We start from the raw sequence: 23,203 nt of genomic DNA on the forward strand, positions 1-23,203 counted from the left end.
CCGACCACGCACACGATGCACACCACAGACACCACCGACGCACGCGAAGCGCGCGAGTCGAACGACTCGGAAACGCACCGGATGCTCGCCGACGGCGGAGAGGCCGTCATCGACGACCACGGCGAGGACCCGCCGAGCGACGACCCGCCGGTCGTCGTGAAGATAGGCGGCGCGCGCGCCGTGGACCCGGCCGGCGCGGTGCAGGACGTCGCGCACCTCGTCGCCAACGGCCGCGAGGTGGTCGTCGTCCACGGCGGTTCGACCGCCGTAGACGAGACGCTCGAAGAACTCGGCGAGGAACCGACCTACGTCGAGACGCCGGGCGGCGTGGTCGGGCGCTTCACCGACGAGCGCACGATGGAGGTGTTCTCGATGGTGATGCCCGGGAAACTCAACACGGACATCGTCGCCACCCTGCGGGAGGCCGGCGTGGACGCCCTCGGCCTCTCGGGCGTCGACGGGGGTCTCCTCACGGGGCCCCGCAAGTCCGCCGTCCGCGTTATCGAGGACGGCAAGAAGAAGATAAAGCGCGGCGACCACTCGGGGAAGATAACCGACGTGAACGCGTCGCTCCTGACGACGCTCCTCGGAGACGGCTACGTCCCCGTCGTCACCGTCCCGATGCTCGCGGACGACGGCGTTCCCGTCAACGCGGACGCAGACCGCGCCGCGGCGGCCGTCGCGGGCGCACTCGGCGCGCAACTGGTCGTCCTCACGGACGTCTCGGGCGTCTACGAGGACCCCGACGACGACTCGACGCTCATCGAGTCCGTCAGGACCGCCGCCGAGTTCGAGGCGTTGGAGGACGCCGCGGAGGGGTTCATGACGAAGAAGGTCATGGCCGCGAAGGAGGCGCTCTCCGGCGGCGCGACGGAGGTCATCGTCGCCGACGCGAACAACCGCGACCCCATCGTGGAAGCGCTCTCGGGCGGCGGGACGCACGTGTACGAGTCGGCGCTGGACGAGACGGGCGAGGACGAGGAGGTGACCGCCGAATGAGCGGCTTCGTCTTCTCGGAGAAGCCCATCGAAATCGAGTCGGGCGAGGGCGCGTACCTGTACGGCCCCGACGGCACCGAGTACCTCGACTTCGGCGCGTCGTACGCCGTCGCCGCCCTCGGCCACTCCCACCCCGCCGTCACCGAGGCGATACGGGAGCAGGCGGCCAAACTGACGTACGTGCAGGCGTCGTACCCCGTCGCCGCCCGGACCGAACTGTACGAGAAGTTGGCGACGCTCGCGCCGGGCGACCTCTCGAACGTCTGGCTCTGTAACTCCGGCACCGAAGCGAACGAGGCGGCGATGAAGTTCGCTCGCTCGGCGACCGGACGCTCGAAGATCATCGCCACGAAGCGCGCGTTCCACGGCCGGACGATGGGCTCTCTGGCGATGACGTGGAAGGACGAGTACAAGGAGTCGTTCGAACCGCTGGCGGGCGACGTGGAGTTCGTCACCTACGGCGACGCCGCGGAACTGCGCGGGGCCGTGGACGAGGAGACGGCGGCCGTGTTCCTCGAACCCGTGCAGGGCGAGGGCGGCATCCACCCCGCGACGGCGGAGTACCTCGAAGTCGCCCGCGAGGCGACCGAAGACGCCGGCGCGGCCCTCGTCTTCGACGAGATTCAGACGGGCGTCGGCCGGACGGGCACGCTCTGGGCGTGCGAACAGGTCGGCGTCGTTCCCGACGCGATAACGTCGGCGAAGGGCATCGCCAACGGCCTCCCCCTCGGCGCGACGATGGTCAAAGACTGGATAGCCGAAGAACCCGGGAACCACGGGTCGACGTTCAGCGGCGGCCCCGTCGTCTGCGCCGCGGCGAACGCGACGCTCGACACTATCGTCGAGGAGGACGTGCCCGGCCACGCCGCCGAGGTGGGCGAGTACCTCCGCTCGGAGATAAAACGCGTCGCAGAGGAGGAGGACCTGCCGGTGCGGGAGGTTCGTGGCGAGGGCCTGATGATAGGCATCCAAGTGAAGCGCGGCGCGAACCGCGTGCTGAAGAACCTCGCGCTGAAGGAGCAGATTCTCGCGCTCCCCGCCGGTCGGACCGTCGTGCGCCTCCTCCCGCCGTTGACGATAGACGAATCCCACGCCGACCGGTTCGTCGAGTCGTTCGCGGAGGTGCTGAGATGAGCGCCGAACTCGACCACGACGCGTTCGACGTGCAGGAAGGCCTGACGGAGGGGCTGACCGAGGCGCAGACGCTGCTCGCGGACCTCGTCTCCATCCCCTCGCCGTCGGGCGACGAGGCGGCCGCCGCCGAACGCCTGAAGGCCTACTTCGAGGAACACGGCCGCGAGGTGTGGATAGACGAGGTGGGCAACGTGCGCGCGCCCGCCGACGACTCGGTGCTCCTGACCTCGCACATCGACACCGTGCCGGGCGACGTGCCCGTGAAAGTCGAGGACGGCGTCCTCTGGGGGCGCGGAAGCGTGGACGCGACCGGCCCCCTCGCGGCGATGGCCGTCGCCGCCGTCCGGACGGGCGTCTCCTTCGTCGGCGTCGTCGGCGAGGAGACGGACTCCCGCGGCGCGTGGCACCTCGCGGAGAACCGCGCGGAACCCGACGCCGTCGTCAACGGCGAACCCTCCGGGTGGGACGGAATCACGCTGGGTTACCGCGGGTTCCTCTCGGGGACGTACGTCTCCACGAGCGAACTCGGCCACTCCTCCCGGCCGGAGAACAACGCCATCCAGTCGGCCGTCAACTGGTGGTCCCGCGTCGCGGACTTCTTCGACGAGGACGAGTCCGACGGCGTCTTCGACACCGTCACGACGAAGCCCGTCACGTTCGACGGCGGCCCCACGGAGGACGGCCTCGCGGTGGAGGCGACGGTGGACGTGCAGTTCCGCGTCCCCCCGCGCCTCACCATCGACGACGTGCGCGAAGTCGCCGAGGGCGAACTCACCCGCGGGAGCGTCCACTGGGAGAAGCCCATCCCGCCCGTGATGACGAGTCCCCGAACCGAGGTGGCGCGGGCGTTCCGCGTCGCCGTCCGGCAGGCGGAGGGCGAACCCCGCCTGCTTCGGAAGACCGGAACCAGCGACATGAACATCTTCGCCGGCGTCTGGGACTGCCCCATGGCGACGTACGGCCCCGGCGACTCGGACTTAGATCACTCGCCGAACGAACACGTAGACCTCGCGGAGTACGACAGTTCCATCGAGGTGCTGACGGACGTCTGCGAGACGCTCACCGACTAACTGGAGACTATCCGGATGCTCGAAACCGACCACTTCCTCGACATCGACGACGTCACGACCGACGAACTGCAGACGATACTCGACCGCGCCGCGGCGATAAAGAGCGGCGCGGACGACGCTCGACTCCCCGAGCGAACGATGGGGATGCTGTTCGAGAAGCCGAGCACCCGGACGCGAATCTCCTTCGAGACGGGCATGACCCAACTCGGCGGCCACGCCGTCTTCCTCGGCCCCGACGACATCCAACTGGGTCACGGCGAACCCCTCTCGGATACCTCGCGCGTCCTCTCTCGGTACGTGGACGTGGTGATGGCGCGCCTGTTCTCCCACGACGACCTCGTGGAGATAGCCGACTACGCCGACGTGCCCGTCGTCAACGGCCTCACCGACGACGCGCACCCCTGCCAGACGCTCGCGGACCTCCTGACCATCAAGGAACAGTTCGGCGGGTTCGACGGCGTGCGGGCGGCGTGGGTCGGCGACGGCAACAACGTCGGCCAGTCGTTCGTCGTCGGCGCGGCGATGGCCGGCCTCGACCTGACGGTGGCGACGCCGCCCGACTACGGGATGTCCGACGAGTGCGTCGAACAGGCCGCCGAGTTGGGCCACGAACCGACGATCGTGGACGCGCCGGAGGAGGCCGTCTCTGACGCCGACGTCGTCTACACCGACGTGTGGATTTCGATGGGACAGGAGTCCGAACGCCACGAGAAACTGCAGGCGTTCGAGGGGTATCAGGTGAACGAGGACCTCCTCTCCGGCACGGACGCGAAGGTGATGCACTGCCTGCCCGCCCACCGCGGCGAGGAGATAAGCCACGACGTTCTCGAATCCGACCGCGCCCTCGTGTGGGACCAAGCGGAGAACCGCCTGCACGCCCAGAAGGGGCTGTTGGTGGAGTTGCTGGAGTAACTCGGGGGCGGACGGAGCCGGCGGTACCGGCCCCTTTCGTCGTCTCTTAACCGGCGGCGGGCGTTCGGAGCGGTAGAGGCCGGATGTGCGGTCTCAGCAGGGTTTCACCGGATGAGATGGAGATACCAGGAGACGGTTCTGACGCTCTGTACGGTCGCGTTCTTCGTGACGATGGTCGGTCGGTTGGCGATAAGCCCCCTCATCCCCGACATCGCCGCCGAGTTGGACATCTCGAACTCCCTCATCGGCGGTGCGTTGACGGCGATGTGGGTCGCGTACGCGTTCGTCCAGTTTCCGAGCGGCGTCCTCGCGGACCGGTTCGGCGAACGCGTCGTCGTCCTCGCCTCGGTGGCCGGAACGGGCCTCACGACGCTCCTGATAGCCGTCGCACCCGGATTCGCGGTGTTCCTCCTCGGGACGGTCCTGCTGGGGGCCGCGGCGGGCCTGCACTACAGCGTCGCCACCGCCCTCATCACCCGGACGTACGACGACATCGGGAAGGCCATCGGCCTGCACAACTCCGGCGGCCCCCTCGCGGGACTGGTGACGCCCGTCGCCGTCACGTGGGTCGCCGTCGCCTACGGGTGGCGGACGGCCGTCGGACTCGTCGCGGCCCTCGCCGCGCCCGTCGCCGCCCTCTTCTGGTGGCGGATTCGCCCGACCGAACCGCGGCGACCCGGCCAGCGGATGCGAGAGCGGTTCGACCTCGGGCCGATAACGACGCTGCTCTCCCGGCCGAGCATCGCCTTCACGAGCGTCGTCGCCGCACTCGCGGACTTCACGTGGCAGGCGTTGGCGTCCTTCCTCCCGACGTTCTTCGTCCAGTACCGCGGCTACTCGCAGACGCTCGCCGGAACGCTGTTCGCGGGCTACTTCGTCGCGCAGGGGGTGCTACAGGTCGGCGTCGGCGACGCGGCGGACCGGTTCGGCCGCGACGGGGCGGCGGGGACGTGCATGGTCGCGAGCATCGCCGGCCTCGCCGTCCTCGTCGCCGGGCCCGGCCTGCCGTGGACGTGGACCGGCATCGGACTGCTCGGACTGGGGATGGGGTGGGGCGCGGCAGTGTTCCCCCGCTTCATGGACAACCTCTCCGCGGCCGAGCAGAGTTCCGGGTTCGGCCTGATTCGGACGACGTACATGGTCGTCGCCGCGTCGGGGTCAGTCGTCGTCGGCGTCCTCGCGGACGCCTTCGGGTGGGCCGTCTCCTTCGGCTTCCTGATGGCGCTTCTCGCCGTCGCCGGCGGGTTACTCGCCGGGAACAGAGTTCTCGGACTCGGCTACTGAGGCGACTCGCTACTCGTCAGCATCGTCGTTGTTCGTCTCCTCGACGTCGTCGTTGTTCGTCTCCTCGACGTCGTCGCTGTTCGTCTCCTCGACGTCGTCGCTGTTCGACTCCTCGGCGTCCTCGTGGTTCGACTCCCTGGCGAGTTGAATCGCACGAGAGACGACGTACAGGAGGACGACGCCCGCGCCGACGGCGAGGACGAACTGGCCGAGTACCGCGAGCAGAGGCCCGATAAGCGAACTGGTGACGGCGAACGCGGCGGCGAACGGGACGAGTGCCACGCCGGCGAGAAGCACCATCAGTTCGGCGATGGGGCGCGCTTCGTAGTACAGTCGCTCTAAGTCGATATCGCCGGTTTCCGGGTCGATGAGCGGATTGGAAGGCGTCATCTGTCAGCCGGTTCCGACGGCGTCGATATCAATCGAGCGGAACGTGCCGCGGCGGAGAGTTCGAGTGCGCCTGCGGCGCAGAACGACGCCGAGGGAGGGAGTTCACGCCACCTCGATGGCCTCGCCGCCGAGGCGTTCCTTCACGGACTGGACGAAATCGGAGCGCGTCGCCTCGAAGTTCGCCCGTGAGGGGTCCGCGATCCAGAAGCGGGCTTCGAGTTCGACGGCGGCGTCGCCGAGTTCGGTGACGATGACGGTCGGTTCGGGGTCGGTCAGAATATCGTCGTTCTTCGCCGCCTCTTCAAGGACGACGGCGCGGACGCGGGAGACGTCCTCGTCGTAGCCGATACCGAACGTGACGCGTTGGCGGAGAGTGTCGTAGGCGACGGGGTTCGTCACGGCGTTGCCCGCGAGTTCCGAGTTAGGGACGGTGACGCGTTCGTTGTCGAACGTCCGGATGCGGGAGACGCGCAGGTCGATGTCCTCGACGCGGCCCGCCCGTTCGTTCCACTCCACCCAGTCGCCCACCTCGAACGGTTCGTCCTTCAGGATGAACACGCCCGCGACGAAGTTGCTCAACAGATCCTGCGCGGCGAACCCGAGGGCCAGAGAGAGCGCACCGGCGACGGTGCCGAACGCGGCGATGACGCTGCCGAACCCGGCGACGGTGAACGCGAGCGCCAACGCGAGGACGAAGACGAGCGCGTGCGTCACGTCCGTCGAGAGGCTCTGCACCGTCGCGTCGAACCCGCGCTCTCGCACCAGTCGCCCCACCAACGGGACGACGAGCAGTCGGCCGAGCGACCACACGAGGAGCAACGCGAGGACGAAGGCGGCGACGCGTCCGACGAGCATTCCGTACGACCGGAGCAGTTCCTCCGCGTACGGCGGAATCAGGCCGCCCTGTGCGACGGGCGGGAACGCGGCGAGGGAGAACGGCATTCGCACGCCGGTACGCCTGTCCGCCTGTTCGGGATTTTGGCTCCGTCGCGTACTGTCCCTATTACATGACAGTCCGGCTCGGAATCGTATTCCCCCAACCGGGACGTTATAACCGATGACGGGCAAAGGACGGACGTGGCAGAGACGAGCGGGCACATGCGGTTCTTCCCGTACGAGCGGCCGTATCCGAATCAGCGCGAGGCGATGTCGAGCATCGCCGAGGCGCTAGACGAGGAGCGAGACGTGCTCATCGAGGGTGCGCCGGGGACGGGCAAGACGCTCTCGGCGTTGGTTCCGGCGTTGGAGTACGCCCAAAGAGAGGACAAGACGGTGGTCATCACGACGAACGTCCACCAGCAGATGCGCCAGTTCGTCGAGGACGCGCGGGCCATCACCCGCGAGGAACCCATCCGCGCCGTCGTCTTCAAGGGGAAGTCGTCGATGTGTCACATCGACGTGGAGTACCAGGAGTGTCAGACGCTCCGCGACACGACGCGCAGTCTGGTCGAGAAGGAACAGGACCGCGCGGAGCTATCGGAGCAGGCGAACGCCCTCGTCGAACGGATGCGGGAGGGCGAACGGGGCGCGGGCGACGCCCGAACCGCCGTGACGGACGAACTCGACGAGTTGGAGGACGAACTCGAAGCACTCCGCGAGGGGAACATCTGCGAGTTCTACCACAACAACCTCACCGAGAACACCGACGAGTTCTTCCAGTGGTTGTTCGACGACGTGCGGACGCCCGACGACATCTACGAGTACGCCGACCAGCGGAAACTCTGCGGCTACGAACTGCTGAAGGAGGGGATGGAGGAGGTGGACTTGGTCGTCTGCAACTACCACCACCTCTTGGACCCGAACATCCGCGAGCAGTTCTTCCGGTGGTTGAACCGTGACCCCGAGGACGTCATCACCGTCTTCGACGAGGCGCACAACATCGAGTCGGCCGCCCGCGACCACGCGAGTCGGAGCCTCACCGAGAACACGCTCGAACAGGCGCTGAGCGAACTCGAAGACGCCGACGACTCCCGCACCGAGTCGGCGCGGAACGTCCTCTCGGCGTTCCTCGGTGCGCTTCGGGAGACGTACGACGACGCCCTCGGCTTCGGCGAACGCGAACAGGTCGGCGACGACTGGCACGACCTCTCTATCGCCAACCGCGACAGACGCGACGAGTTGACGCTGACGTTCCTCGACCGCTACGAGGGCCGCGGCATCGACGCGGAGGTGGACCTCGCCCTCCAGTTGGGCAAGCGCCTCGACAGGGAGTACGAGGAGGCGTACAAGGACGGCGAGACGACGACCCGAAAGGAGTGCCAGACGCTGCAGGCCGCGGAGTTCGTCGCGACGTGGATGGCCGACGGCGCGAAACTCGGCCAGCACCCGATGTGTTCGGTCCGGCGCGACGGCGGCACCGAGGAGATATACGGCCGGGCGGAACTGTACACCTGCATCCCCCGCGAGGTGACCGAGACGCTGTTCGAGGAGGTGCACGCGAGCATCCTGATGAGCGCGACGCTCCGCCCGTTCGACGTGGCGGAGGACGTTCTCGGCCTCTCGGATCCGAAGACGATGGCCTACGGGTTGGAGTACCCCGAGGAGAACCGCCGGACGCTGGCCGTCGAGACGCCCGCCCTGTTCAAGAGCGAACGGGAGGAACCGCGGACGCAGGAGAGGCTGACGGACGTTCTCGCGGACGCCTCCCGGTTCACGCCGGGGAACACGCTCGTGTTCTTCCCGTCGTACTCGGAGGCCGAACGCTACCACGAACGGCTCACGGAACGCACGGACGTGACCGATAGGCTCCTCTTAGACGAGGCGGGCACGCCCACCGAGGAACTGCGGCAGAAGTTCGTCGCGCGCGACGGGGCGGTCCTCCTCACCTCCCTGTGGGGAACGCTCGCGGAGGGCGTGAGTTTCGACGGCGACGACGCGCGAACCGTCGTCGTCGTCGGCGTCCCCTACCCCCACCTCTCGGAACGGATGGAGGCGATACAGGACGCCTACGACAGGGCGTACGGCGACAGGCGGAAGGCGGGGTGGCGCTACGCCGTCGAGATTCCGACGATCCGGAAGACCCGGCAGGCCCTCGGGCGCGTCATCCGGTCGCCGGAGGACTTCGGCGTGCGCGTCGTCGCGGACAAGCGCTACACGCGGGCGAGTTCCGAGATGGGCAAGTACGGCGTCCGTTCGACGTTCCCGCCGGAGGAGCGCGCGGAACTGGTGGACGTCGCGCCGGAGAAACTCAAGTTCGCGATGCTGAACTTCTACGCCGACCACGACGCCTACGACGGCGCGCCGCCGACGCCCTGACACCGAGCCGCGTCGGGAGGGGTGTCGAGTGCTAACTACTACCATTTCGAACGGCTGATACGCGTTCGGCCCAACACGGACACGATGAGCACCCAGCCTCCCGGGCCGAAGGGCGTGCCGGTGTTCGGCAGCAGTCGCCACTACGCGAGGGACCCCTTCACCTTCCTGACGAGCGTGGCCGAGGCGTACGGCGACGTGATACACTTCGGACTCGGACCCATCGACACCTACATGCTCACCAACCCCGCCGATATCGAGCGAGTGTTGGTGACCGAGGACGCGAAGTTCCACAAGCCGGACTTCCAAGACGACGCCATCGGAACGCTCCTCGGAGACGGTCTGCTCTTGAGCGAGGGCGAGACGTGGCGCAGACAGCGCGAACTCGCCAAGCCGGCGTTCGACCCGCGGCGCATCGCGTCGCTGTCGGGCGTGATGACCGACCACGCGACGGCGATGGTCGAGGAGTGGGAGGACGGCGACGTGCGCGACGTGCAGTTGGAGATGGCGCGCGTCACGGTGAAGATTATCGTCGACGCGATGTTCGGGACGAGCATCGACGACGACCGGACGCGGGCGGTCCAGGAGAACCTCGAACCGTTGGGCAAGCGCTTCGAACCCGACCCGTTCCGCTTTCTCGTCCCCGACTGGGCCCCGACGAGGGAGAACCGCGAGTACAAGCGGTCCCTGCGGGTTCTCGAAGGCATCATCGACGAGATAGTGGCCGGGCGGAAGGGGACCGAAGGCGACCCGTCCGCGGCACCCGCCCCGGCGGGCGGAGAGGAGGGGCCGCCGATGGACCTCCTGTCGGTCCTCCTGCGGGCGCAGAAGCGGGGCGAACAGACCGACGAGCAACTCCGCGACGAGATGATGACGATGCTGTTGGCGGGCCACGACACGACGGCGCTGACCCTGACGTACGCGTGGTACCTGCTGTCGCAGCACCCCGAGGCGGAGGCGAAGGTGCACGCGGAACTGGAAGCGGTGTGCGGCGGCGAGACGCCGACGACGGCAGACGTGCGGCGGTTCGACTACATCGAACGGGTGTTACAGGAGGCAATGCGCCTCTACCCGCCGGTGTACGTCATCTTCCGCGAACCGCAGGTGGACGTGCGCCTCGGGGGCTATCGGGTGCCCGCGGGGTCGGCGGTGATGCTCCCGCAGTGGGTCGTCCACCGGTCGCCGCGGTGGTACGACTCGCCCGAAACGTTCGACCCCGACAGGTGGCTCCCCGAACGGCGCGCGAAGCGCCCGCGCTTCTCGTACTTCCCGTTCGGCGGCGGACCGCGCCACTGCATCGGCAAGCAGTTCTCGATGCTCGAAGCGCAGTTGATACTCGGCACCGTCGCACAGCAGTACGACCTGGAGTACGTCCGCGAGGAACCGTTCGACCTGCGCGGGTCGCTGACGATGCACCCCGAGGAACCGATGGGGATGCGACTGCGGGCGCGCGACTAACGCCGAAGCGGCAACCGCGCCGCCGCCTCGCGGTAGCGGGCGTCCCAGACGGCGAGTTCGTTCACCGTCCACCGCACGTCGTCTATCTCCCTCGCGGCCAACGCCTCGGCGTCGGCTATCCGCCCGCCGCGGGCAAGCGTCACGTGCGGCGTGTAGTCGTCGCCCTCCATCTCTTCGACGACGCCGAACTCCCGGCAGAGGTCGTAATGTAGGTCGTAGAGGCCGGAGCTCTCGATTCGGAGGTAGACGACCGGCCCCTCGCCCCGGGTGGGCCGTTCGAAGAAGTCGATGCCGTCCGTCCGCGCATCGAACGGCGGTCGCCCCGCGAGGGCGTCGCGGAGGCGTTCCCGGACGTGCGGAAGCGAGTCCTCCCCCTCCAGTCGCTTAACGACGAGCGTGTGTCGTTCGCGGACCCTCTCGAACGGAGAGAGGAGCGGAAACAGGTCCTCGGCGAGTCGTTCGACGCTCCCCGGCGCGAGGACGTTCAGGCTGAACACGTCGGAGACGTGACCCCGACGTGTGAAGAACGCGTCGGGACACGTCAGTCGAACAGGTAGCCCCCGGCGGCGGCGGCGTGGTGTTCGACCCCGACGGCGACGGCCGAGGGGTCGGCGTCGGGGGGAAGCGCGGTCGTACAGACGGCGGCGACGGAGACGGCGTCGGCCGGCCGGCCCCGCCAGCCGACGGTGTAGCCGTCCTCCTCTCACCCGTCTCCGGCAGCGAGTCCCACGTCTTCGGGGCCTTCGGTCGGACCGTTCCGGTGTCGAGGGACGCGTCCGCGGAGACGACGACGCCGGACAGGACGAGAACGAACGCGAACCGAACGCCGAGAGTCCGGCCGTCCACGGGACATGCTTAATGTTGCTGGACGATAACGTTTCTCTATGGCCAGCGTCTTCCGCGCACTGGGACGGCTTTCGGCCCGCGGGCCGCCGGACTGGTTGGTGACCGGTCTGCTCGCCGCCGTCGCCGTCGCCGTCGCCCTCCTCGTCCTCCCTCCCGACCCGATAGTCGTGGTCGGCGCAGTGGTTCTGGCGCTCGCCGTCGCCACCCTCTACAGCGCCGTCGAGTTCGTCCAAGCGTACGAGCGTCGGGCGCTGACCGTCTTCGGTCGGTACCGCGAACTGCTCGAACCGGGGTTGAACGTCGTCCCGCCGTTCGTCTCGAAAACGTACGCCTTCGACATGCGGACGCAGACGCTCGACGTGCCGCCGCAGGAGGCCATCACGGAGGACAACTCGCCGGTCACCGCCGACGCCGTCGTCTACATCAGGGTGATGGACGCCAAGCGGGCGTTCCTCGAAGTGGACAACTACGAGCGGGCGGTGTCGAACCTCGCGCAGACGACGCTCCGGGCCGTCATCGGCGACATGGAGCTCGACGAGACGCTGTCGCGGCGCGAGGAGATAAACCGCAGGATCCGAATCGAACTCGACGAACCCACAGACGAGTGGGGCGTCCGCGTCGAGAGCGTCGAAGTCCGCGAGGTGAAGCCCTCGCGGGAGGTCCAGAGCGCGATGGAACAGCAGGCGGGGGCCGAACGCCGCCGCCGCGCGATGATTCTCGAAGCGCAGGGGGAGCGTCGCTCCGCCGTCGAACGCGCGGAGGGGGAGAAGCAGTCGAACATCATCCGCGCGCAGGGGGAGAAGCAGAGCCAGATCCTCGAAGCGCAGGGCGACGCCATCTCGACGGTCCTCCGCGCGCGGTCCGCGGAGTCGATGGGCGAACGCGCCATCGTCGAGCGAGGGATGGAGAGCCTCGCCCGCATCGGCGAGTCGCCCTCGACGACGTACGTCCTCCCGCAGGAACTCACCTCGCTTCTCGGCCGCTACGGCCGGCAACTCACCGGCGGCGACGTCCAGGAGTCGGCGGGGTTAGAGAGCCGCGACTTCGACGCCGAGACGCAGGAACTCCTCGGACTGAACGACGTCGAGGAGATACTGGCGGGGACGAACGGCGAACTCGGTAACGGCGACGAGAACATCGCCGGGCGGTCGGCCGCCACGGAGAGCGAGTACGAGGAGCGCTGACTCACTCGCGCGCGCCGGTCCGCGACACCGACGAGACGGCCGCGAGGTCCAACACCTCCTCTGCGAACCGTTCGACGGTGGCCCAGTCGGTGTACTCGTAGTCCCGCCGCGGGTCCGCGTCGCCGCCCATCTTCGAGACGATCTTCCGCATGACGAACCGCTTGAGGAAGCCGTACTCGCTGTACTTCAACGCGCCGCCGACCGTCGCCGTTCGGTCGGGCGACCACCGCGCGTCGGCGGTGAACCGTTCGACGTACTCCTCGGCCTTCTCTCGAATCTCCGGGTCGTCGCTGGCCGCCGAGAGACTCACCGAGAAGAACCCCGTGGGGACCGACCGAAGCGCGGCCCGATAGTTCCCGACGAACTCGGAGACGGATTTCTGGTGGGATCCGCCGTGTACCGACCCGCCGACGAAGACGGCGTCGAACGACGCGGGGTCCATCTCCGCGTGCGGGGAGTCGAGGTTCACGAGCGTCGTCTCCGCGCCGCGCCGGTCGGCGACGACGGCGATTCGCTCTGCGACCGCCCGCGTCTGTCCTTCGCTCGTGGCGTACGCGACGAGTACCGTCCGGGAGTCGGTCGTGGGAGCGGAGGCGTCCATGTCGGGAGCAACGCGGCGGATCCTCAAGGCTCTACGGCGACGCTCCGCTTCGAGAGAGAGTCAGTACTTCGGGCGGGAACGACCGCGAGTCACTCGGAGAGCGTTCGCCTAACGAGCGACCGTTCGTTCTCGTAGGTGAGACAGTCAGCCGACGACGACGGCGAGAGCCACGTCCGGTCGTCTACCTCCTCGCCGGGGGTGAAGCGGTGCGCCTTGACCAGCGACATCCGCCAGACGAAGACGCCCTTCGGTCCCTGTTCGCCGGCGTCGTACTGATAGCGGCCGGCGAACGGGCCGCACTCGACCGAACACTGCGTCTCCTCGCACACCTCCCGGACGGCCGCCTCGACCAGCGACTCGCCCGGTTCGACCCGCCCCTTCGGGAGCACCCAGTCGTCGTACCGGGGTCGGTGGACGAGACAGAGGCGGCCGTCCGCCCGGCGGAGCAACCCGCCGGCGGCGAAGGTGACCACGGTCAGAACTCGTCCGGCGGCGCGAGTCCGTCGGCGGCGTCGCTCTCGGGGGCAACTCCCTCCTCCTCGTCTAAGTCGAACTCCTCGCGCAGTTTCCGGATCCTGTCGCGGATGTCGGCGGCGAGTTCGAATTCGAGGTTGTCGGCGGCCTCCTGCATCCGGTCTTGGAGGTAGGCGACCTGTTCTCTCGCTTCCTCCTCGTCTTCGGGGGCGTCGCCCGTCGCCTTCGAGGTGTCCGTCTTGCTGCCGGGGAGGTTCGCCTCGCCGACGGCCTTCTGGATGGTCGTCGGTTCGTAGCCGTGTTCCTCGTTGAACTCCTGTTGAATCTCGCGGCGGCGTTGCGTCTCCTCGATGGCGTTCTCCATCGAATCGGTGCGCTCGTCGGCGTACAGGATCACCTCGCCCTCGACGTTGCGGGCGGCGCGACCCATCGTCTGAATCAGCGTCGTCTCCGACCGGAGGAAGCCCTCCTGGTCGGCGTCGAGGATGGCGACCAGAGACACCTCGGGGATGTCGAGACCCTCCCGGAGGAGGTTGATGCCGACCAGCACGTCGATGTTGCCGAGGCGCAGGTCGCGGATGAGTTCGTGCCGTTCGAGCGTGTCCGTCTCGTCGTGCATGTAGGCGACGGAGACGCCCGACTCCTCAAGGTACTCGGTGAGGTCCTCGGCCATCCGCTTCGTGAGGGTGGTGACGAGGGTTCGCTCGTCGCGTTCGATTCGCTCGTCGATGCGGGCCATCAGGTCGTCCACCTGGCCGGTGGCGTCCTCGACTTCGACCTTCGGGTCCACGAGGTGCGTCGGGCGGACGATCTGCTCCGCAATCTGCTCGGACTGTTCGCGTTCGTAGTCGCCGGGCGTCGCACTCACGAACAGTTTCTTCGCCGTCTTCTCCTCGAACTCCTCGAACGTCAGCGGGCGGTTGTCGTACGCCGTCGGCAGGCGGAAGCCGTTCTCCACGAGGGAGTCCTTCCGCGATTTGTCGCCCGCGAACTGGCCCTTGATCTGGGGGAGCGTCTGGTGGGACTCGTCGACGACGGTGAGGAAGTCGTCGGGGAAGTAATCCAGCAGGGTGTACGGCGGGTCGCCCGAGTCGCGGTCGGACATGTGGACGGAGTAGTTCTCGATGCCCGAACAGTAGCCCGTCTCCCTGAGCATCTCGATGTCGAAGGTGGTTCGCTCCTCGATTCGCTGGGCGGCCACGAGGTCACCCTGTCGCTCGAAGTAGCGGACGCGTTGCTCCTTCAGTTCCTCTATCTCCGAGATGGCCTGTTCCAACTTGTCCTCGGGGATGGAGTAGTGCTCCGCCGGGTGGACGAGGACGGCGGGTTCGTTCGACACCACCTCCCCCTGCAGGGGGTCGAGCTTCATCATGCGGTCTATCCCGTCGCCCCAGAACTCGATGCGGACGGCGTAGCGACCGTACATCGGGAACACCTCGACGGTGTCGCCGCGGACGCGGAACGTCCCCTGCTGGAAGTCCACGTCGTTTCGCTCGTAGTTGAGGTCCACGAGTCGGCCCAGCAGTTCGTCCCGGTCGATGTGGTCGCCGACTTCGAGGCGAAGGGCCATGTCGGTGTAGTTCTTCGGGTCGCCGAGGCCGTAGATGGCGGAGACGGAGGCGACGACGATGACGTCGTCGCGGGTGAGGAGCGAACGCGTCGCCGAGTGCCGCAGGCGGTCTATCTCCTCGTTTATCGACATGTCCTTGTCGATGTAAGTGTCCGTCTGCTCCATGTACGCCTCGGGTTGGTAGTAGTCGTAGTAGGAGACGAAGTACTCCACCGCGTTGTCGGGGAAGAGGTTCCGGAACTCCTCGTACAGTTGGGCGGCGAGCGTCTTGTTGTGGGCGATGACGAGCGTCGGCTTCTGAATCTCCTCTATCAGCCACGAGACGGTGTTGGTCTTGCCGGACCCGGTGACGCCGAGGAGCGTCTGGGTGTCCATCCCCTGTTCGTAGCCGCGAGCTAGCTTCTCTATGGCCTCCGGTTGGTCACCGGCGGGGTCGAACGGGGCGTCCACGCGGAAGTCGCGGTCCGCCGCCGGGCGGTCGGGAGAGAGCGGTCCCTTCTCCGAACCGGACGTGTCGCTCATTGCTCGCGGGTACGTGTCCGACGTACTTGAGGGGGACGGTCACCGGGTTTCGGCGGGGGACGAGTCCGAGGGCGACCCGTCGCAGGCGTCCGCAAACCCGGCCGTCGGAGGAACTATTTTGCGATGGGGAGGGAAACGACGACGCATGGCGCACGAAGAACTCCAGACCGCGAGCGACGAACTCCGGGCGGCCGCCGAGGCGGCGTCCGGCGACCTCCAGTCGCGCCTCTACGATCAGTCGAACCAGTTGGCCGACCTCGCCGCCGCCGAACGCGGCCCGGACCACGGCCGACTCGCCCGGCACATGAACGCACTCACCGAGATCGCCGAGGAGACGGACGGAGAAGTGAAAGAACGCGTGGAGTCGGCGTACGACCACGTGAAGGAGTACCGGTCCGGCGTCTCGGGAGTCTGATCCGCGTCCGACGATCGTCAGACGTTCTCTCCCCCGAAACCCCTCCGTTTCAGGTGGAGATTGAGAACTGTTCGCACCGAGTGAGAACGGAGCAGAGGCGTTGCGGTGGCGGACACCGAGCCGTACCGGGAGCGAACGGAGTGAGCGACCGGCGGCTTTTGGTCCAGCTTTTTTGCGAGGAGCGGTGTGCCAGAGGCGCACCCGACGACGCGAAAAGGTGGCTAGCAGACGTTCTTCGGTTTCACGCCCATCGACTCCAGCGTCTCCACGTACTCGTCGTACGCGCCGTCGACGACGGCGTCGGCGGCGTCGCGGGCGATGTCCCAGTCGTCGTCGCCCTCGCACGTCTCGTCTAACGCCGCCGCGACTCGGTCGCGGGCGTCCTCGACGTCGCCGCGCAGGTCGCGGAAGTCCGAGGCGGTCCGGGGGTCGGCGTCGCCGACGAAGAAGCCGACCATCTGCTCGACGTGTTTCTGCGCGACGAGGTAGCGCGCGAGGAGGCCGCCGAGGCGGGGGAGGGTGTCCTCGAACTCGGCGAGTCGAGCGTCCGTCTCGGGCGTCTCGCCGCGTTCATGGTCGTCGGGGGCGACCGACTCGGCGTGGTCGCGGGCCGTCTCCGCGAGTTCCTCGTAGAGCGAGGCGGCCTCGTCGTCGTCCTCGTCCGCCGCCCAGTCGTCGAGGACCGACGCGAGGGAGAGCGCATCGTCCGCGGCGGCGGCGCGGACGGGGCCGGCGTCCATCTCGCCCCCGGTGAGGGCGTACAGCGCCTTCGAGGAGCCGAGTCGGGAGAAAGGCGTCTCGTGGTCGTCGCGGAGTTCGTCGGCGAGGTCCTGACCGTTCATACCCCGTCGTACGGCGTATCGGGCTTTGTAACCATCGACATGGGGGAACGCGGCGGGGGCGAGGCGGCGCGGGCGTCGGATCCGAAGCGAACCCCTCGAACGGGATTGAGACGGGCTGTCACGGGCTCGTTGCCCTTATCTGCGTCTGGCCCCGAATGAACTCGATGCCGCCGTCCTCCCACGTCCCCTTACGCCCGGACGTCGAACCACCGCGGTCGTCTCTCCCCGGAACGACGACGCCCTCCTCCCCACCGCGACTGCCCGACACACATGAGCATGACACCCCTACCCCGTAGTTCGCAGGAACGACTGGACCTCGGAAGCGGTATCGAAGCGCTTCAGTCGAGTCCCGAGTTCCGCGGACCCGTCGAACCGTTCGAAGGCCAGTACTGCAACGACCACCTCGCGCTCATCTACGAGAGCAAAGCCGAGCAGTACGCCGCCGTGGTCCCGTACCTCCGCCACGGAATCGAACGCGGCGAGCGGTGCATGTGCGTCATCGACGAGAGCTCCGAGGCGGAGATGCTCGCGGCCATGCGCGGGGCGGGAATCGACGCGGACGCGGCCGTCGAATCGGGACAGCTGACGTTCCACACCGTCGAGGAGACGTACCTCCGGAACGGGACGTTCGAGCCCGACGAGATGGTGGCGTTCTACGGCGAGATGATCGACGAGGCGACGGCGGAGTACCCGGCGCTTCGGATATCCGCCGAGATATCGTGGCTCGCCGACGGCGAGACGGCGTTCGAGACGTTCATGGAGTACGAGTCGAAGGTGAACGATCTCTTCGACGACGAGGACTGCATCGCGCTCTGTCAGTACGACCGCACCTCGTTCCCGCCGGAGACCGTCCGGGACATCATTCGGACGCACCCCCACCTCATCTACGACGGGACGGTCTGTCACAACTTCTATCACGTCCCCCCGGAGGACTTCTTCGACTCCGACGACGCGGATCGAGAAGTCGAGCGGATGATAGGGACGCTGTTGGACCGCACCGAGACCAAAGTCGCGCTGCAGAGCCGCGAGCGGTTCCTGCGGGGGATGTACGACGCCACCGCGGACCCGTCGCTGTCGTTCGGAGCGAAAGTCGAACGACTGCTCGAACTCGGCCGGGCGTGGTTCGACCTCGAAATCGGCTACTTCGCCCTCACCGACGAGGACACCGACGAGTTCGAGGTGGTCGAAGCCGTCGGCGCGCACGAGAAGATTCGGCCGGGGGCGGTCGGCGACCTCTCCGTGTCGTACTGTCAGCGCGTACTGGAGTCGGAGGGGCCGGTGAGCGTCCTCGACGCCGCCGACGAGGGGTGGAAGGGCGACCCCGCTTACGACACGTACGGTCTCGAATCCTACATCGGAACGTCGCTCGTGGTCGGCGGCAAGCAGTACGGGACGCTCTGCTTCGGGGCCAAATCGTTGCGCGGGCAGTCGTTCACGCGGTCGGAGTACACCTTCCTCGAGCTGATGAGCCAGTGGGTCAGCTACGAGCTCGAACGGAAGGAGCGCGAACGCTACCAGCGGAAACTGTACGAGATAACGTCGAACCCCGACCAGCCGTTCGAGGAGAAGATAGAGCGCCTGCTGGAGTTGGGCCGCGAGCGGTTCGGACTCGAACACGGGCTCTTCGGCCACTACGCCGACGGCCGCGCCGAGATAGAGGCGACGGTCGGGCCCGCCGACGGGGGACTGAAACCGGGCGCGTCCGGGGTCGAACCGAAGCCCGGGCAGTTCTGTCGGAGAGTCGTCGAGGCAGACGGGCCGGTGGGCGCGCCCGACGTGCGGGAACTCGGCTGGGACGACGACCCGGTGTACCGGGAGTTGGGTTTCGAGTCGTACTTCGGCGTCAAAGTCACCACCGGAAACGAGCTGTACGGGACGCTCGCGTTCTGCGACACGTCGACGCGCGACGAACCGTTCACCGACGCCGAACGGACGTTCTTAGAGCTGATGGGGCAGTGGGTCAGCTACGAACTGGAACAGCGACGGCGGGAGGAGCAGTTGGCCGCCCTCAACGAGATGAGCCGCGACCTGATGAACGCCGAGACGGTGTCGGAGATAGCGGAGACGACCGTCGAACACGTCGACGAGTCGCTCCGCCTTCCGCTGTCGGCGGTGGCGCTGTACGACGGGGAGAGCGGTCGGCTCTCGCCCGCGGCGCAGACGCCGCGCGCGGAGGACGAACTGCCGACAGCGACGCTGTGTGACGCCGCCTCCGGCCCGGTGTGGGAGGCGTTCGTCGCCGGCGAGATGCGCACGATAGACGTCGGCGACGACGGCCTGCCGGCGAACGACCTGACGCAGGTTCTGGCCGTCCCGCTCGACCGACAGGGCGTGTTCCTCACCGCGACGGCCTCCCCCGAGAAGTTCGACTCGCTGGAACGCGACTTCGTGGAGACGACGGCCGCGACGATCGAGTCGGCCTGCACCCGCGCCGACCGCGAGCAACTGTTGCACGAGCGCGAGGAGACGCTGGAGGACCAAAACGAGACGCTGGAGCGTCTCAACCGCATCAACACGACCATCCGGAACATCGACCGAGCGCTGGTCCAGTCTTCGACCCGCGAGGAGATAGAGGAAGTCGTCTGCGAGCAGTTGGCCGACGTCGGCCCCTACGAACTCGCGTGGGTCGGCGAGCACAACACGATGAGCGACGTGATCGAACCGCGCACGTGGGCGGGCGACGAGAACGGGTACCTCGAGGACCAACGGATAACCGCCGACGACACTCCTGAAGGGCGCGGGCCGGCGGGGCGGGCCGTCGAGACGCGCGACCCGCAGGTCGTCAACGATATCCTGAGCGACAAGTCGTTCGCGCCGTGGCGGCAGTCGGCGCTCAACCGGGGCTACCACGCCTGCATCGCGCTGCCGTTGGCCTACAAGGACACGCTCTACGGCATCCTCACCGTGTACGCGGGCCAACCGGGCGTGTTCGACTCCTTAGAGCGGGCGGTGCTGACCGAACTGAGCGACACCATCGCCTACGCCATCAACGCCGTCGAGAGCAAGAAGGCGTTGGTGACCGACGAGGTGACGGAGCTCGAGTTCACGGTCGAGGACATCGGCTGTGGGGTCACGGAGTTCGTCGAGCAGGCGGACTGCACGCTGTCGCTGGAGAACCTCGTCGCCCGGAGCGACGGCGGCCTCCGCGCGTTCTTCTCCACGCGCGGGACGACGGCCGAGGAGATTCGCACGTTCGCGCCGAACTTCCCCACCACCGACCTCACCGTCGTCTCGGAGTTCACCGAGGGCGACGAACGGGTGTGTCTGGTGGACGTCACCCTCACCGAGGACTCCCTCGCCGGAACCGTCGTCCAACACGGGGGGAGGCTCCGTCGCCTCGACGCCACGGACGGGGACGCGAAGGTGACGGTGGCGCTGGCGTCGGACGCCGCGGTCAGGGAGTTCGTGGAGATGTTCCGGACGAGGTACCCGAACTCGACGCTGCACGCCCAACACACCCGCCGACAGGTCCAGCGCACGTCCGCGGAGTTCCAGTCCGAGGTGGTCGAAGAGCTCACCCCCCGGCAGTTGGAGGTGCTTCAGACGGCCTACTTCAGCGGCTACTTCGAGAAACCGCGCACCCGCACCGGCACCGAAATCGCCTCGTCGCTCGACATCTCGCAACCGACGCTGAACACGCACCTCCGCGCGGCCCAGCGCAAACTGTACCGTCAACTCTTCGAAGAGGGACTGATACAGGCCTGATTCCGGTCGGCGGGTCGCACCCGAACGTCTTATCCGGTCTCCCGACGCAGTGAGAGTACCGCGACGACGCTCGACGGACGACTTTTCGCCGCTTTCTCGGGTCCGAACGCCGCTAGTCTAGATAGATAGCCCCCACATTTCGGGGTGGCTTTCCATCTAGCTGTAAGCGCTATTCCGGAAGCGGCCTTCGAGTAGAGTGAATGAGTCAGTGCACGCGCGACGGTAGTACGTATTCTCTCGGTCAGGACGAACCCCTCAGTCTCACCGTCGTGAGGACGGTCGCCGACGCGGAGGGCGTCGAACCGACGGCCCTGCGTCCCCTCTACTCCGCCGTCGACCCGGACGCGTTAGACTCGCTCTTCGAGTCGGGGGCCGGAGACGGACTGGGGTTCGCCGGGGAGGTTCAGTTCCAGTACCACGGGTACGACGTCTGTATCCACAGTGACGGTCGAGTGACGCTCACCCGCGCGTAAGCGAAATCTACTGTTCTTCGGTCTGCGGTCTCTCCGGGCGAAGTCGAAGAGAGGGTACTCGGGGGGCGGAACCGTCGAGAGACGGAACTATCGGGGGAGCGAGCGCCGACGCTCCGGGTGCGGCGGAACCATCTGTGTAAAAACGGAGAGAGTCGAAGTGCGCTTCGGCGTCGGTTACTCGTCGCCGGAGCCCTGTTCGATGGGCGCGCCGACGAGGTTGCCCCACTCGGTCCAGGAACCGTCGTAGTTGACGGTGTTCTCGTAGCCGAGCAGTTCGTGAAGCGCGAACCACGCGATGGAGGAGCGTTCGCCGATGCGGCAGTACGCGACGGTCGTCTCGTCGCCGTCGATGCCCTGGTCGGCGTACAGTTCACGGAGTTCCTCGGGCGATTTGAACGTGCCGTCGTCGTTGACCGTCGCGGCCCACGAGATGTTGCTCGCGCCGGGGATGTGGCCGCCGCGCTGGGCCGTCTCCTGCAGTCCCGGGGGCGCGAGGATCTCGCCGGAGAACTCCTCGGGCGAACGAACGTCCACGAGGGGCAGGCCCTTGTTCACCGCGTTCTCGACGTCGTCGCGGTAGGCGCGGATGCCCTCGAAGGGACCCTTCGCCGTGTAATCGACGGAGTCGAAGTCGGGTCCCTCGTCCGTGAGGGGGTAGTCGTTCTCGACCCAGTAGTCGCGGCCCCCGTCGAGGAGCTTCACGTCGTCGTGGCCGTAGTACTTGAACTGCCAGTACGTGTAAGCGGCGAACCAGTTCGAGTTGTCGCCGTAGAGGACCACCGTCGAGTCCTCGGAGATGCCGTGAGAACCGAGGAGTTCCTCGAAGTCGTCCTTCGAGAGGATGTCGCGGGTGGTCTGGTCCTGCAGTTGCGTCTCCCAGTTGAAGCCGACCGCGCCGGGAGCGTGACCCTCGTCGTACGCCTCCGTGTCCACGTCGACTTCTACGAGGCGATACTCGGGGTCGTCGCTCTGGAACTCGTCGAGGTGCTCCTCGACCCAGTCCGCCGAGACGAGAACGTCCTTCGCGTAGCCGTCGTCTGTCATACGTACACGCCTACGTACTCGATTGGCTTAATCCCCACAGCCACGGCGTGTACTGCCCACCATCGTGCCAACAGGAACTTATTGCCGATTTATTCGTCGCTGGTGGCACGGAGTGACCGCGGAACAGTCACAGGGACGAACAGGTCCCCAACTACCGGCAATATCATCGACTTTCTCTGACAGTTGGCCACGTCGTCCCGAACGGGCGAGTCTAAGGAGGCGGCGCGGCAACGGGACGGTATGAGCGAGAACGTCGTCGTGTCCCCCGAGTGGCTCGACGAACGACTGGACGAGGTTCGGGTGATAGACGTGCGCGACGCGTGGGAGTTCGACGGCATCGGGCACGTCCCCGGCGCGGTGAACGTGCCGTTCGACTCCTTCCGGAGTCCGGAGGGCGACGAGGGGATGCTCCCGGGCGCGGAGACGTGGGAGGAGCTACTGAGCGAGGCGGGCGTGGAGGCGGACGGCGATATCGTCGCCTACGACGACACCCACGGGGTCTTCGCCGCGCGCTTTCTCGTCACCGCGGAACTGTACGGGCACCCGCCCGAGCGTCTGCACCTCCTCGACGGCGACTACAGTTCGTGGAACCGCGAACGCGAGACGACGAGCGACGGAACCGAGGTGACGGAGACGGAGTACGTTGTCAGAGAGCCCGAATCCACCCCGTTGGTCGATTACGAGTTCGTCTCGGACGCCCTCGACGACGAGGACACCGTCGTCGTGGACACGCGCGAGGAGTGGGAGTACGACGAGGCGCACCTCCCCGGCGCGGTGAATCTCGACTGGCGCGAACTCGTGGACGACGAGACGCGGGGGCTGAAACCCCGCGAGGAGCTCGAAGCGACCCTCGAATCGAACGGCATCGAACGCGGGCGGCCGATTGTCCTCTACTGCAACACCGCCCGGCGGATCAGCCACACGTACGTCGTCCTCCGGTACCTCGGCTACGAGAACGTCGCGTTCTACGAGGGGAGCCTCACCGAGTGGGAGGAGCGCGACGGCCCCCTCGTCAGCGCCGACGACTGA

At 67.3% G+C, this 23,203-nt stretch carries 20 protein-coding genes; 12 read left to right on the forward strand and 8 right to left on the reverse strand.

Annotation, left to right across the window (positions count from 1 at the left end):
• Positions 1-81: 81 nt before the first annotated feature.
• The 5 genes from ACFQEV_RS19055 (at position 82) to ACFQEV_RS19075 (ending at position 5,398) form a co-directional block, all read left to right on the forward strand.
• Positions 82-999, forward strand: a complete 918-nt coding sequence (locus ACFQEV_RS19055) for an acetylglutamate/acetylaminoadipate kinase (protein ID WP_379699958.1) — start codon at positions 82-84, stop codon at positions 997-999.
• Positions 996-2,132 (forward strand): aspartate aminotransferase family protein, encoded by a 1,137-nt coding sequence (locus tag ACFQEV_RS19060; protein WP_379699466.1) that lies wholly within the window; start codon positions 996-998, stop codon positions 2,130-2,132. The genes ACFQEV_RS19055 and ACFQEV_RS19060 overlap by 4 nt, the downstream gene beginning before the upstream one ends.
• A complete protein-coding gene (locus tag ACFQEV_RS19065) occupies positions 2,129-3,202 on the forward strand; it encodes a [LysW]-lysine hydrolase (RefSeq protein WP_379699469.1) in 1,074 nt (357 codons plus the stop codon). The genes ACFQEV_RS19060 and ACFQEV_RS19065 overlap by 4 nt, the downstream gene beginning before the upstream one ends.
• Positions 3,203-3,217: 15 nt before the next feature.
• Positions 3,218-4,114, forward strand: a complete 897-nt coding sequence (gene argF / locus ACFQEV_RS19070) for an ornithine carbamoyltransferase (protein WP_379699473.1) — start codon at positions 3,218-3,220, stop codon at positions 4,112-4,114.
• Positions 4,115-4,225: 111 nt separating this feature from the next.
• Positions 4,226-5,398 carry an MFS transporter gene (locus ACFQEV_RS19075; protein ID WP_379699476.1) on the forward strand — a complete coding sequence of 391 codons (1,173 nt, stop codon included), beginning with the start codon at positions 4,226-4,228 and terminating at the stop codon, positions 5,396-5,398.
• 9 nt (positions 5,399-5,407) lie between these two features.
• Here the strand turns inward: ACFQEV_RS19075 and ACFQEV_RS19080 are convergent, their stop codons facing one another.
• Together ACFQEV_RS19080 and ACFQEV_RS19085 are read right to left on the reverse strand one after the other, a co-directional pair.
• Complete coding sequence (locus ACFQEV_RS19080; protein WP_379699478.1) at positions 5,408-5,788, reverse strand: hypothetical protein; 381 nt, start codon at positions 5,786-5,788, stop codon at positions 5,408-5,410.
• Between the two features lie 102 nt (positions 5,789-5,890).
• Positions 5,891-6,730, reverse strand: coding sequence for a mechanosensitive ion channel family protein (locus tag ACFQEV_RS19085; protein WP_379699480.1), 840 nt, complete (start codon positions 6,728-6,730; stop codon positions 5,891-5,893).
• Between the two features lie 156 nt (positions 6,731-6,886).
• On the opposite strand from ACFQEV_RS19085, the gene ACFQEV_RS19090 reads away from it, so the two are divergent.
• A complete protein-coding gene (locus ACFQEV_RS19090; RefSeq protein ID WP_379699960.1) occupies positions 6,887-9,043 on the forward strand; it encodes an ATP-dependent DNA helicase in 2,157 nt (718 codons plus the stop codon).
• Positions 9,044-9,127: 84 nt separating this feature from the next.
• Positions 9,128-10,498: a cytochrome P450 gene (locus ACFQEV_RS19095; protein ID WP_379699483.1), complete on the forward strand. Its 1,371-nt coding sequence runs from the start codon at positions 9,128-9,130 to the stop codon at positions 10,496-10,498.
• Here the strand turns inward: ACFQEV_RS19095 and ACFQEV_RS19100 are convergent.
• A complete protein-coding gene (locus tag ACFQEV_RS19100; protein ID WP_379699485.1) occupies positions 10,495-10,995 on the reverse strand; it encodes a 2'-5' RNA ligase family protein in 501 nt (166 codons plus the stop codon). The two genes, ACFQEV_RS19095 and ACFQEV_RS19100, sit on opposite strands and share 4 nt — an antisense overlap.
• A 387-nt stretch (positions 10,996-11,382) precedes the next feature.
• Here ACFQEV_RS19100 and ACFQEV_RS19105 point away from each other — a divergent pair, with 387 nt between their 5' ends.
• Positions 11,383-12,528: an SPFH domain-containing protein gene (locus ACFQEV_RS19105; RefSeq protein WP_379699488.1), complete on the forward strand. Its 1,146-nt coding sequence runs from the start codon at positions 11,383-11,385 to the stop codon at positions 12,526-12,528.
• A 1-nt stretch (position 12,529) separates the two neighbouring features.
• Here the strand turns inward: ACFQEV_RS19105 and ACFQEV_RS19110 are convergent, their stop codons facing one another.
• The 3 genes from ACFQEV_RS19110 to uvrB form a co-directional block, all read right to left on the reverse strand.
• The gene (locus ACFQEV_RS19110; RefSeq protein WP_379699491.1) at positions 12,530-13,129 is read right to left on the reverse strand and encodes a flavodoxin domain-containing protein; all 600 of its coding nucleotides are present in this window, start codon (positions 13,127-13,129) and stop codon (positions 12,530-12,532) included.
• Positions 13,130-13,218: 89 nt separating this feature from the next.
• Positions 13,219-13,602 carry an NUDIX hydrolase gene (locus ACFQEV_RS19115; RefSeq protein WP_379699494.1) on the reverse strand — a complete coding sequence of 128 codons (384 nt, stop codon included), beginning with the start codon at positions 13,600-13,602 and terminating at the stop codon, positions 13,219-13,221.
• Between the two features lie 2 nt (positions 13,603-13,604).
• Complete coding sequence (gene uvrB / locus ACFQEV_RS19120) at positions 13,605-15,695, reverse strand: excinuclease ABC subunit UvrB (RefSeq protein WP_379699496.1); 2,091 nt, start codon at positions 15,693-15,695, stop codon at positions 13,605-13,607.
• Between the two features lie 145 nt (positions 15,696-15,840).
• Here uvrB and ACFQEV_RS19125 point away from each other — a divergent pair, with 145 nt between their 5' ends.
• Positions 15,841-16,110 carry a DUF7553 family protein gene (locus ACFQEV_RS19125; RefSeq protein ID WP_379699498.1) on the forward strand — a complete coding sequence of 90 codons (270 nt, stop codon included), beginning with the start codon at positions 15,841-15,843 and terminating at the stop codon, positions 16,108-16,110.
• A 221-nt stretch (positions 16,111-16,331) separates the two neighbouring features.
• Here ACFQEV_RS19125 and ACFQEV_RS19130 read toward each other — a convergent pair whose 3' ends face one another.
• Positions 16,332-16,952 carry a transcription antitermination protein gene (locus ACFQEV_RS19130; RefSeq protein WP_379699500.1) on the reverse strand — a complete coding sequence of 207 codons (621 nt, stop codon included), beginning with the start codon at positions 16,950-16,952 and terminating at the stop codon, positions 16,332-16,334.
• Between the two features lie 276 nt (positions 16,953-17,228).
• Between ACFQEV_RS19130 and ACFQEV_RS19135 the strand changes: the two genes are divergently transcribed.
• Positions 17,229-20,657: an MEDS domain-containing protein gene (locus tag ACFQEV_RS19135; RefSeq protein WP_379699502.1), complete on the forward strand. Its 3,429-nt coding sequence runs from the start codon at positions 17,229-17,231 to the stop codon at positions 20,655-20,657.
• A 200-nt stretch (positions 20,658-20,857) separates the two neighbouring features.
• Positions 20,858-21,130 carry a HalOD1 output domain-containing protein gene (locus tag ACFQEV_RS19140; RefSeq protein ID WP_379699505.1) on the forward strand — a complete coding sequence of 91 codons (273 nt, stop codon included), beginning with the start codon at positions 20,858-20,860 and terminating at the stop codon, positions 21,128-21,130.
• Positions 21,131-21,304: 174 nt separating this feature from the next.
• Here the strand turns inward: ACFQEV_RS19140 and ACFQEV_RS19145 are convergent, their stop codons facing one another.
• Positions 21,305-22,174: a sulfurtransferase gene (locus ACFQEV_RS19145; RefSeq protein WP_379699507.1), complete on the reverse strand. Its 870-nt coding sequence runs from the start codon at positions 22,172-22,174 to the stop codon at positions 21,305-21,307.
• Between the two features lie 240 nt (positions 22,175-22,414).
• Here ACFQEV_RS19145 and ACFQEV_RS19150 point away from each other — a divergent pair, with 240 nt between their 5' ends.
• Positions 22,415-23,203: a sulfurtransferase gene (locus ACFQEV_RS19150; RefSeq protein ID WP_379699509.1), complete on the forward strand. Its 789-nt coding sequence runs from the start codon at positions 22,415-22,417 to the stop codon at positions 23,201-23,203.

The sequence above is a fragment of the Halopelagius fulvigenes genome, from assembly GCF_042662625.1.
In the GTDB taxonomy this organism is placed as follows: Archaea; Halobacteriota; Halobacteria; order Halobacteriales; family Haloferacaceae; genus Halopelagius; species Halopelagius fulvigenes.